The organism is Actinoallomurus acaciae (genome assembly GCF_042429965.1).
GTDB classification, from domain to species: domain Bacteria; phylum Actinomycetota; class Actinomycetes; order Streptosporangiales; family Streptosporangiaceae; genus Actinoallomurus; species Actinoallomurus acaciae.
In genome coordinates, this window is the sequence record NZ_JBHLZP010000278.1 from 1 (window position 1) to 10,788 (window position 10,788).

Consider the following 10,788-nt stretch of genomic DNA (forward strand, 5'->3'; position numbering starts at 1 on the left):
GGCCGGCGACCTCGGGCCGCAGCCGCGGCAGCCGCGCGAGCAGGATGCGCCGCTGTTCTCGTGGCCCGCCCCGGACCGGCAGGATCTTGACCCCGTCGGGAACGGTGGCGGCGAGCGAGGCCGACACGGTGGTGATGCCGCAGCCGGCGGCGACGAGATGCAGCTTGGCCAGCCAGTCGCGTGCGGTGTGGGCGATCTCGGGCCGCTCGTCCAGGCCGGGCCAGACCCCCATCACCTGGTCATCGCCCGATCCGGCGATCCAGCGCCGGCCGTGCAGGTCGGCGACGTCGACGAAGTCGCCCCGCGCGAGCGGATGGGCGGCGGGCACCGCCAGGCGCAGGCTTCGCTCGGCGAGCACGCGCAACTCCAGGGCCGGTGTCTCGGTGTCGAGCGGGCGGAACGGCGGCGCCGATGCCACCAGGGCGAGGTCGAGCGTCCCGGCGCGCAAGGCGCGGACCAGCGCCGGTGTGCTGCCCTCGCGAGTGATCACGGTGATGCCCGGGTGCGTACGGCGCAACGCGGCCAGCGCACGGGGCACCACCCCGGCCCCCGCGCTGGCGAACCAGCCGAGCCGGACCGTGCCGTGCTCGTCGGGAAGACCGGCCAGCTCACGCGCTGTGGCGTCGACCTGGTCGAGCACGGTGGCGGCGCGGCGCACCACGACGTGCCCGGCGGGCGTCAGGCGTACACCGTCGTGGCGCCGCTCCAGCAGCGGTGTGCCCGCCGCGCGTTCCAGCGAGGCGATCTGGCGGGAGACGGCGGACTGGGTGTAGCCGAGCGCGGCGGCCGCGGCGGTGAGCGTGCCCCGCTCGGCCACTTCGCGGAAGACCCGCAGCGCGGTGAGGGAGGCGTCGGTGAAGGCCATGACACTTACGCATACCGTACTTGAGCAACTTGCGCTGGTGGCATGGCCCGTCCGCTCCTAGCGTGGTCGGCATGATCACCACACCGAAGGTCGCCCTGGTCACCGGGGCCACCCAGGGACTGGGCCTGGCCCTGGTCGAGGGACTGGCCGCGCGTATGGCCCCGCAGGACACCGTCTACCTCACCGGCCGCGACGTCGACCGCGTCACCCAGGCCGTCGGCGCCATGCCCGGCGGCGGGGCCCAGGTCCGCGGCGAGCTCCTCGACGTGGCCGACCCCGAGGCCGCCGGCCGACTCGCCGCGCGGCTGAGGGAACGCCACCAGGGCGTCGACATCGTGTTCAACAACGCCGTGATGCGGGTCGGCCCCGACGACGACCCGCGCCGGATCGTCGATGCCTACACCGAGGTCAACAACTTCGGCACCACACGGATGCTGCGCGCCTTCGCCCCACTGCTGCGGGACGGCGGACGGCTGATCGTCGTGGCCAGCTCGCTGGGCAGGCTGCACCACCTGCCGGCCGAACTCCACGACCGCTTCGACGGCCTGACGTCCCTGGACGAGGTGGACGAGCAGGTCGCGGCCTGGCGCGACGCCGTCAAGGACGGCAGCGCCCGCGCCGGAGCCTGGCCCGGCTTCGTCAACATCCCCTCCAAGATCGGCCAGGTCGCCGCCGTCCGCGCGCTCGCGGGCCGGCGCCGCGAGCGGGACACCGAGCGCGGCATCCTGCTCGCCGCCGTCTGCCCCGGGATGATGAACACGCCGACCTCGGCCCTGTGGTGGGACGTCGGCGACGCCCCCAGCCCGGCCGAGGCGGCCCGCGCCCTCCTGAACCTCGCCCTCGACCCCGTCGACCCCGCCCACTACGGCGAACTCGTCCGCGACGGTCAGGTCCTGCCCTGGTCCCCGACGGCCCGGACCCGTACCGCGACGTCGCAGTGATCACCGAGGACGGACGAGTACCTTTGACGCGCACATGGTCAAGATGCACGCCGACGAGGCGGACACCGATCCAGAGCTCGTCGAACGGCTGGTTCGCGGGCGGTTTCCGCAGTGGGCGGACCTGCCGGTCGAGCGGCTCGCCTCCGGAGGGACCGTCAACGCGGTCTACCGGCTCGGTGACGCGCTGACCGTCCGGATCCCCCTCACCGCGGGAGGCGTTGCGGATCTGGACTTCGAGGAGCGGTGGCTGCCGAGGCTCGCGCCCGCGCTGCCCGTGGCCATTCCGGCCGTCGTCGGGCGCGGTCAGCCCGCCGAGGGGTATCCGTGGGACTGGTCGGTGCACCGGTGGATCGCGGGCGAGTGCCCGGTCGAGGGCCGGGTCGCCGAGCCCCGGCTCCTGGCACGCGACCTGGCGGCGTTCGTCACGGCGCTGCGGAGGGTCGATGCCGGGGGCGGGCCCGCCGCCTACCGCGGAGGCCCGCTGGCGGCCGTCGACGGGTTCACACGCGCCGCGATCGAAGAGCTCCGCCATACCGACGAGCCCTTCGACGCGGAGGCGGCCACGGACGCCTGGGAGCGATCGCTCGCCGCACCGCCCTGGACCGGCGCGCCGTGCTGGGTGCACTCCGACCTCATGCCCGGCAACCTGCTCACCACCGACGGGCGGCTCACCGGGGTCATCGACTTCGCGACGGCCGGGGTCGGCGACCCCGCCTGCGACATGATCGTCGCCTGGAACCTGTTGCCCGCCCCGGCCAGAGAGACGTTCCGGGAGGCGGTGGACGTCGATGACGCGACCTGGTCGCGCGGCCGCGGCTGGGCCCTGTCCATGGCTCTCGGCCAGCTGCCGTACTACCGGCACACGAACCGGGTCATCTCCGCCAACGCCCGCCACGTCATCCGCGAGGTCCTCGCCTCGTAGCCGCCCCCGAGGGGCCCCGGATCCTCGTCCTCGGCCGTGCGCGGGATCCGGCGAGGAACTCCGGATCCGCGAAGTCCCAGCGGCATTCCCGGGTCACATGGTTCCCGGCCGTTTCGTGGTGGTGTTCTATGTTGCACAGCGTGGCCGCCACGCTGATGCTGGGATGGCCATCACTAGCGCTGGGAGGCCATGACGTGTCGGTGACCGAGGGTGACCTGCTGTGGGAGCCGTCCGAGGAGGCGCGGCAGCGGGCCCGCGTCGGCGGGCTCATGGACGAGCGTGGCCTCGGTTCGTACGACGAGCTGTGGCGCTGGTCCGTCACCGAGATCGACGCCTTCTGGGACACGGTGTGGTCGTACTTCGGCGTGCTCGGCGAGCGCGGCGGCGGTCCGGTGCGCGAGGGTGCCGAGATGCCCGGTGTGCGCTGGTTCCCCGGTGCCACGCTCAACTACGCGCGCAACGCCCTGCGGACCGACCGCGACCAGGACGTCACGGCCGTGATCTTCCGGTCCGAGACCGGCGACGAGCGCACCCTGACCTACGGTGAGCTGGCCACGCGGGTCGCCGAGGCGCGCGAGGGCCTGCGCGAGCTCGGCGTGACGAGGGGCGACCGGGTGGCCGCGTACGTGCCGAACATCCCCGAGGCGCTCGTGCTCTTCCTGGCCACGGCCTCGCTCGGGGCGATCTGGTCCTCCTGCTCGCCCGACTTCGGGGCGCCCAGCGTGATCGACCGGTTCACCCAGATCGAGCCCAAGGTGCTCGTCGCGGTGGACGGCTACCCCTACAACGGCAAGCGCTACGACCGGCGCGACGTCGTACGCGACATCCAGGCGGCGCTGCCCACGCTCGGCGCCACCGTGCTGATCCCGTACCTCGGCACCGACGGACTGGAGGGCGCGATCCGGTACGACGACCTGCGCCGGCCCGGCGCGGCGCCGGAGTTCGACGACGTGCCGTTCGAGCACCCCCTGTGGATCCTGTACTCCTCCGGCACCACCGGGCTGCCCAAGCCGATCGTGCACGGGCACGGGGGCATCGTCCTGGAGCACCTCAAGTCCCTCAGCTTCCACCAGGACATCGGGCCCGGCGACGTCTTCTTCTGGTTCACCACGACCGGCTGGATGATGTGGAACTACCTGGTCGGCGGCCTCCTCGCCGGTGCGACCATCGTCATGTACGACGGGGCGCCGAACGGCGACGCGCTCTGGCGTCTGGCCGCCGAGACCGGGGTGACCTACTTCGGCGTCGGCGCGCCGTACATCCTGGCGTCGATGAAGGCCGGTCTGGAACCGGGCAAGAGCCACGACCTCTCCCGGCTCCGCGGGGTCGGCTCGACCGGCTCGCCGCTGCCGCCCGAGGGCTTCGCGTGGCTGTACGAGCACGTCGGCGCGGACCTGCTGGTCGGCTCGTTCTCCGGTGGCACCGACGTCGCCACCGGGTTCGTCGGGCCGTGCCCGCTGCTGCCACTGCGCGCGGGCGTGATCCAGTGCCGGGGGCTCGGGGCCAAGGTCGAGGCGTACGGCGACGCCGGAGAGCCGGTCATCGACGAGGTGGGCGAGCTGGTGATCACCGAGCCGATGCCCTCGATGCCGATCTACTTCTGGAACGACGAGGGCGGCGACCGCTATCGGGAGTCCTACTTCGCCATGTACCCGGGCATCTGGCGGCACGGCGACTGGATCAAGATCCTGCCCGACGGCGGCAACGTCATCTACGGACGGTCGGACTCCACGCTCAACCGGGGCGGGGTGCGCATGGGCACCGCCGACTTCTACCGCGTCGTGGAGGCGTTCGACGAGATCGCCGACTCACTCGTGGTCGACACGGGACAGCTGGGACAGGACGGGCGGCTGCTGCTGTACGTGCAGCTCAGCGGCGGAGTCGAGCTGTCGGAGGAGGTGATCGGGCGGATCCGGGCGGCGCTGCGGTCGACGCTGTCGCCGCGGCACGTGCCGGACGAGATCCGTGCGGTGCCGGGCATCCCGCGCACGCTGTCGGGCAAGAAGCTGGAAGTGCCGGTGCGCAAGATCCTGCTCGGCACACCCGTGGAGAAGGCCGCGAACCCCGACGCCATGGCGAATCCCGAGGTCCTGACGCACTTCATGCCCACGTCAGGACACTAGTGGCACGGTCGGTCCGCCGTCCCCGAGTCGGCGAAACCCGGATTTCGAGTTAATGTGGCGGCCGTGAGCGCAACACCACAACGGCGTGGTGCGGCCGCTTCCGAGTCCGGTATGCCCGGAAACGGATCTGGCGCACCGGGGCGTAACTTCGGTGAAGAAGGGGGGCGCCTCACCTACGGCGCCTACCTCAGGTTGCCGACCCTGCTCGAACAGCAGGTCCTCGAGTCCGACCCTCCCGCCCGCGACGAGCTCCTGTTCATCACGATCCACCAGGTCTACGAACTCTGGTTCAAGCTCCTGCTGCACGAGCTGGGCGAGATCCGCCGGGCGATGATCGACGACGAGGTCTGGCTGGCCCGGCACCTGTTCCGGCGGGTGCACGCGGTGGAGCGGGTGCTGATCGACCAGATCCAGGTGCTGGAGACGATGACCCCGCAGGACTTCATGGCCTTCCGGGAGAAGCTGGCGCCCGCCAGCGGCTTCCAGTCCGTGCAGTTCCGCGAGATGGAGTTCCTCTCCGGTCACAAGGACCCCGGCTTCGTCAAACGGTTCCGCGGCCTCACCGACGACGAGAGGGAACGCCTCGACCGCCGGCTCGCCGAACCGACGCTCTGGGACGCGTTCGTCATGCTGCTGCGCAGGCGTGGGCTCGCGGCCGGCGACGACGACGAGATCCGGGAGTCGTTGGTCACCGTGGCCCACGACCGCGACCGGTACGACGACCTCTGGCAGCTGTCGGAGGATCTGCTGACCCACGACGAGATGGCCGCGCTCTGGCGCCAGCGCCACGTCCAGATGGTCGAGCGGCAGATCGGCACGAAGTCGGGCACCGGTGGCTCCACCGGCGCGCCTTACCTCCGAAGCAGGCTTGACCTGCGGTATTACCCGTTGCTGTGGGAATTGCGAACCCTGCTCTGAGAAGGCACTGAGGGAGATTTTTTAGATGAGCGGCGAACCGACGGGCCGGCCGGACGACGATGCCGAGCGTGCCAAGGATGATCTGCTGCGCCGTGCGGCGGAGGCCTGTGCCCATCACACGTACGGCGCCCGCCAGGAGACCGCGGACATTCTCGGCTTTCTCCGGCTCTACTACCGGCATGTCGCGGTGGAGGATCTCGGCTCCCGCGACCCGGCCGACATCTGGGGTCCGGCGATGTCCCACCGCCGGCTCGGCGAGGACCGCCCGCAGGGCCGGGCCAACGTGCGCGCGTTCACCCCCACCGTCGACGACCATGGCTGGGACCCCGGGCACAGCGTCGTCCAGGTGGTCACCGACGACATGCCGTTCCTGGTCGACTCGGTGACGATGGAGCTGAACCGGCACCAGCTGTCCACCCACCTGATCGTCCATCCGCAGCTGAGCGTCCGCCGTGACGTGGCCGGCCACCTGCGGGAGGACGGCGACGGTGAGGGCCTGGTGCTGGAGGAGTCCTGGATTCACCTCGAGATCGACCGGCAGGCCGACCGCACGCTGCTCCAGGACCTGGAGAAGGACGTTCGCCGGGTCCTCGACGACGTGCGCGCCGCCGTCGAGGACGAGGACAAGATGCGGTCCCTGTCCCGCACGATCGCGGCCGGGCTGCGCGAGAAGCGGCCGCCGTTGCCGGAGGAGGAGATCGGCGACGGCGTCGCGTTGCTCGACTGGCTGGCCGAGGACCACTTCACCTTCCTCGGCTACCGGGAGTACACCCTGGAGACCGGCGAGGACGGCGAGCGGCTGCGCGCCATTCCAGGCACCGGCCTGGGCATCCTGCGCTCGGACCAGCCGGAGTCGACCAGCTTCGCCTCGCTGCCGCCGGAGGTGCGCGCCAAGGCGCACGAGCCGCAGCTGCTCGTGCTGACCAAGGCCAACTCGCGGGCCACCGTGCACCGCCCCGCCTACCTCGACTACGTCGGCGTCAAGCGGTTCGACGACGACGGCAAGGTGGTCGGCGAGCGCCGCTTCCTCGGCCTGTTCACCCACGCCGCGTACAGCGAGAGCATCGAGCACATCCCGGTGCTCGACCGCAAGCTCCGGGCGGTGCTGCGACGCGCCGGCCTCGCCTCGGACAGCTACGACGGCAAGGACCTCGTCGAGATCCTGGAGACCTACCCGCGCGACGACCTGTTCCAGATCTCGGCCGACGAGCTGTTCCCGATCGCGATGAGCGTGCTGCGGCTGCGCGAGCGCAAGCAGCTCCGGCTGTTCGTCCGCAAGGACGCCTACGGCCGCTACATGTCGTGCCTGGTCTTCCTGCCTCGCGACCGCTACACCACGCAGATCCGGCTGCGCATCCAGGAGATCCTGCGCAGCGCCTTCGACGGCACGAGCGTCGACTACAGCGCGATGGTCGGCGACTCCGCGCTCGCCCGCCTGCACGTGGTCGTGCGCGGCGAGCGCGGCCGCCCGCTGCCCGACGACGTGGACCTGGCCGAGGTGGAGGCCCGGCTCGTCGCCGCCACCCGCTCGTGGGCCGACGACCTGGTCGAGGCGATCGTCGAGCAGTGCGGCGAGGAACGTTCCGGGGTGCTGACCCGCCGCTACGCCGACGCCTTCCCCGAGGGCTACAAGGCCGACTTCCCCGCCCGTACGGCCTGCGCCGACCTCAAGCGCCTGGAGGCGCTGACCGAGCCGGGCCAGATCTCCATCAACCTGTACGAGCCGTACGGCGGCGAGCCCGGCGAGCGCCGCCTCAAGGTGTACCGGCTCGGGCCGCCGATCTCCCTGTCCCACGTTCTGCCGCTGCTGCACGACATGGGCGTCGAGGTGGTCGACGAGCGGCCGTACGGCATCGCCCCCGAGGGCGGCCGCCGCTCCTGGATCTATGACCTGGGCCTGCGGTACGTCCCGTCGCCCGACGTGGACGAGTCCGACGTCAAGGACCTGTTCCAGGACGCCTTCACCGCGCTGTGGCGCGACGAGGTGGAGAGCGACCCGTTCAACACCCTCGTGCTGCGGGCCGGGCTCGCCTGGCGGCCGGTCATGGTGCTCCGCGCGTACGCCCGCTACCTGCGGCAGACCGGCACCACCTTCAGCGAGCGCTACATCGAGCAGGTGCTGGTCGACAACCCGCGCATCGCGCGGCTGCTGGTGCGGCTGTTCGAGTCGCGGTTCGACCCGGGTCTGAGCTCACGGTCCGACACCGCGCCGGACGCGCACGAGGAGCTGGGCTCGGCCATCGCCGAGGAGATCGAGGGCGCGCTCGACGCGGTCACCAGCCTGGACGAGGACCGCATCCTCCGCAGCTTCCTGTCGATGATCCGCGCCACCCTGCGCACGAACTACTACCAGCGGACCGCGGGCGGCACGCCCAAGCCGTACCTGTCGCTGAAGCTGGACCCCGAGGCGATCCCGGACCTGCCGCAGCCCCGCCCCCAGTTCGAGATCTTCGTGTACTCCCCGCGGCTGGAGGGCGTGCACCTGCGGTTCGGGCCGGTCGCCCGTGGCGGCCTGCGCTGGTCCGACCGGCGCGAGGACTTCCGTACGGAGATCCTCGGCCTGGTCAAGGCGCAGGCGGTGAAGAACACCGTGATCGTGCCCGCCGGAGCCAAGGGCGGCTTCGTGTGCAAGCGGCTGCCCGACCCGAGCGACCGTGAGGCGTTCCTCGCCGAGGGCGTCGCGTCGTACAAGCAGTTCATCAGCGGCCTGCTCGACATCACCGACAACCTCATCGGCGGCGAGGTCGTGCCCGCGCCGAAGGTCGTGCGGCACGACGGCGACGACACCTACCTGGTCGTGGCCGCCGACAAGGGCACCGCGACCTTCTCCGACATCGCCAACGAGGTGGCCGCCTCGTACGGCTTCTGGCTCGGCGACGCCTTCGCCTCGGGCGGCTCGGTCGGCTACGACCACAAGGGCATGGGCATCACCGCGCGCGGCGCCTGGGAGTCGGTCAAGTACCACTTCCGCTCGCTCGGCGTCGACGTGCAGAACGAGGATTTCACCGTCGTCGGCGTCGGCGACATGTCCGGCGACGTGTTCGGCAACGGCATGCTGCTGTCGGAGCACATCCGGCTCATCGCGGCCTTCGACCACCGGCACATCTTCCTCGACCCCGACCCGGACCCGGCCACCTCGTTCCGCGAGCGCAAGCGGCTGTTCGAGCTTCCGCGCAGCTCATGGGCCGACTACGACACCTCGCTGATCTCCAAGGGCGGCGGCGTGCACTCGCGCTCGGCCAAGAAGATCCCGCTGACGCCGCAGGTGCGCGAGGCGCTCGGCATCCCGGGCGGGGTCAACGCGCTGACCCCGTACGAGCTGATCCACACGATCCTCACCGCGCCGGTCGACCTGATGTGGAACGGCGGCATCGGCACGTACGTCAAGGCCTCCGGCGAGACCCACGCCGAGGTCGGCGACAAGGCCAACGACGTGCTGCGGGCCGACGCGACCGAGCTGCGGTGCAAGGTCATCGGCGAGGGCGGCAACCTCGGCCTGACCCAGCGGGCCCGCATCGAGTTCGCCCTCGGCGGGGGCCTGGTCAACACCGACTTCATCGACAACTCCGCGGGCGTGGACACCTCCGACCACGAGGTGAACATCAAGATCCTGCTGGACCAGGTCGTCCGCGACGGCGAGCTGACCGACAAGCAGCGCGACACGATCTTCATGGAGATGACCGACGAGGTCGCCGACCTGGTGCTGCGCGACAACATCGCGCAGAACGTCGCGCTCGCCGCCTCGCGCCGGCAGGCGTCGTCCATGCTGCACGTCCACGGCCGCTACCTGCGCAAGCTGGAGCGCGACGGCAAGCTGAAGCGGCGTCTGGAGTTCCTGCCGGACGACAAGGCGCTCGCCGAGCGCCGGCAGGCCGGGATCGGCCTCACCGGCCCGGAGTTCGCCACGCTGCTCGCCTACACCAAGCTCACGCTCGAGGACGAGATCCGCGGCTCGGACCTGCCCGACGACCCCGACCTGGCCAGCCGGCTCGTCGAGTACTTCCCGACGCCGCTGCGCGAACGGTTCCGCGACTACATGGACCGGCACCCGCTGCGCCGGGAGATCATCGCCACCTCCGTGGTGAACAGCATGGTCAACGACAGCGGCATCACCTTCGCGTTCCGCATGGGCGAGGAGACCGGTGCGTCCGCCTCCGACATCACCCGCGCCTACCTCGTGACGCGCGAGGTGTTCGGCATGGAGGGCTTCTGGCGGTCGGTGGACGGGCTGGACTACCAGGTCGACACCGCGACGCAGATCCGGATGCGGCTGGAGGCCCGCAAGCTGACCGAGCGCGGCGCCCGCTGGCTGCTGCACAACCGCCGGATGCCGTTCGACATCCGCGACACCGTGGACTTCTTCGCGTCCGGCGCGGCGGCGCTCGCGGCGCACATGCCCAAGCTGCTGGTCGGCCGCGACCTGGAGGGCCTCGAGGAGCGCCGCGACCGGTTCACCGAGGCCGGCGTGCCCGACCAGCTCGCCGAGCAGGTGGCGATGATGGTCCCGGCGTTCTCCACGTTCGACCTGGTGGAGATCGCCCACAGCACCGGACGGCCGCCGGAGGAGGTCGCCGAGGTCTACTTCGACCTGGCCGAACGCCTCCAGCTGTCCCGCCTGCGCGAGCGCATCATCGCCCTCCCGCGCGACGACCGGTGGAACTCCATGGCCCGGTCGGCCCTGCGCGACGACCTGTACGCCGCGCACGCCGCCCTGGCCCGCGACGTCCTCGTCACCAGCGAGGCGGGGGTGGCGCCGGAGCAGCGGCTGGCGATCTGGTCGGAGAAGAACAGCGCCGCCGTCGCCCGCGCCGCGCAGACGCTGGGCGAGATCTGGGAGAGCGACAACCTCGGCGTCGCGACGCTGTCGGTGGCCCTGCGCGCGATCCGCACGCTGGTCACCGCCTCGACCCTCCCCGCCTGAGAGACGGACGGACGGCCGGCCCGGCGATGGGCCGGCCGGTCAGCGGCGGCCGGGCCGGAGCCGGTGTCGCCGGGCCACAGCCACAGGTGCGCCTCGGC

Annotated in this window: 6 protein-coding genes; 5 read left to right on the forward strand and 1 reads right to left on the reverse strand. The window is 71.4% G+C overall.

What is annotated here, in order from left to right:
- Positions 1-865 (reverse strand): LysR family transcriptional regulator (locus tag ACFFNX_RS30210; protein WP_378209268.1); only part of this gene is annotated, 865 nt, incomplete at its 3' end.
- Between the two features lie 71 nt (positions 866-936).
- On the opposite strand from ACFFNX_RS30210, the gene ACFFNX_RS30215 reads away from it, so the two are divergent.
- The 5 genes from ACFFNX_RS30215 to ACFFNX_RS30235 all read left to right on the forward strand — a co-directional run bounded on the left by ACFFNX_RS30215 (position 937) and on the right by ACFFNX_RS30235 (position 10,690).
- Positions 937-1,806, forward strand: coding sequence for an SDR family NAD(P)-dependent oxidoreductase (locus ACFFNX_RS30215; RefSeq protein WP_378209269.1), 870 nt, complete (start codon positions 937-939; stop codon positions 1,804-1,806).
- Positions 1,807-1,840: 34 nt separating this feature from the next.
- Complete coding sequence (locus tag ACFFNX_RS30220; RefSeq protein ID WP_378209270.1) at positions 1,841-2,728, forward strand: aminoglycoside phosphotransferase family protein; 888 nt, start codon at positions 1,841-1,843, stop codon at positions 2,726-2,728.
- A gap of 155 nt (positions 2,729-2,883) precedes the next feature.
- Positions 2,884-4,851 (forward strand): acetoacetate--CoA ligase, encoded by a 1,968-nt coding sequence (locus ACFFNX_RS30225; protein WP_378209273.1) that lies wholly within the window; start codon positions 2,884-2,886, stop codon positions 4,849-4,851.
- 111 nt (positions 4,852-4,962) lie between these two features.
- Complete coding sequence (locus ACFFNX_RS30230; RefSeq protein ID WP_378209271.1) at positions 4,963-5,769, forward strand: tryptophan 2,3-dioxygenase; 807 nt, start codon at positions 4,963-4,965, stop codon at positions 5,767-5,769.
- A gap of 25 nt (positions 5,770-5,794) precedes the next feature.
- On the forward strand, positions 5,795-10,690 hold the full coding sequence (locus tag ACFFNX_RS30235; RefSeq protein WP_378209272.1) for an NAD-glutamate dehydrogenase: 4,896 nt from the start codon (positions 5,795-5,797) through the stop codon (positions 10,688-10,690).
- Positions 10,691-10,788 lie beyond the last annotated feature (98 nt).

Bases quoted from the DNA above. Each gene is read 5' to 3' on its own strand.
- ACFFNX_RS30235 (WP_378209272.1), top strand. From the start codon at position 5,795: ATGAGCGGCGAACCGACGGGCCGGCCGGACGACGATGCCGAGCGTGCC.
- ACFFNX_RS30230 (WP_378209271.1), top strand. From the start codon at position 4,963: ATGCCCGGAAACGGATCTGGCGCACCGGGGCGTAACTTCGGTGAAGAA.
- ACFFNX_RS30215 (WP_378209269.1), top strand. From the start codon at position 937: ATGATCACCACACCGAAGGTCGCCCTGGTCACCGGGGCCACCCAGGGA.
- ACFFNX_RS30225 (WP_378209273.1), top strand. From the start codon at position 2,884: ATGCTGGGATGGCCATCACTAGCGCTGGGAGGCCATGACGTGTCGGTG.
- ACFFNX_RS30220 (WP_378209270.1), top strand. From the start codon at position 1,841: ATGGTCAAGATGCACGCCGACGAGGCGGACACCGATCCAGAGCTCGTC.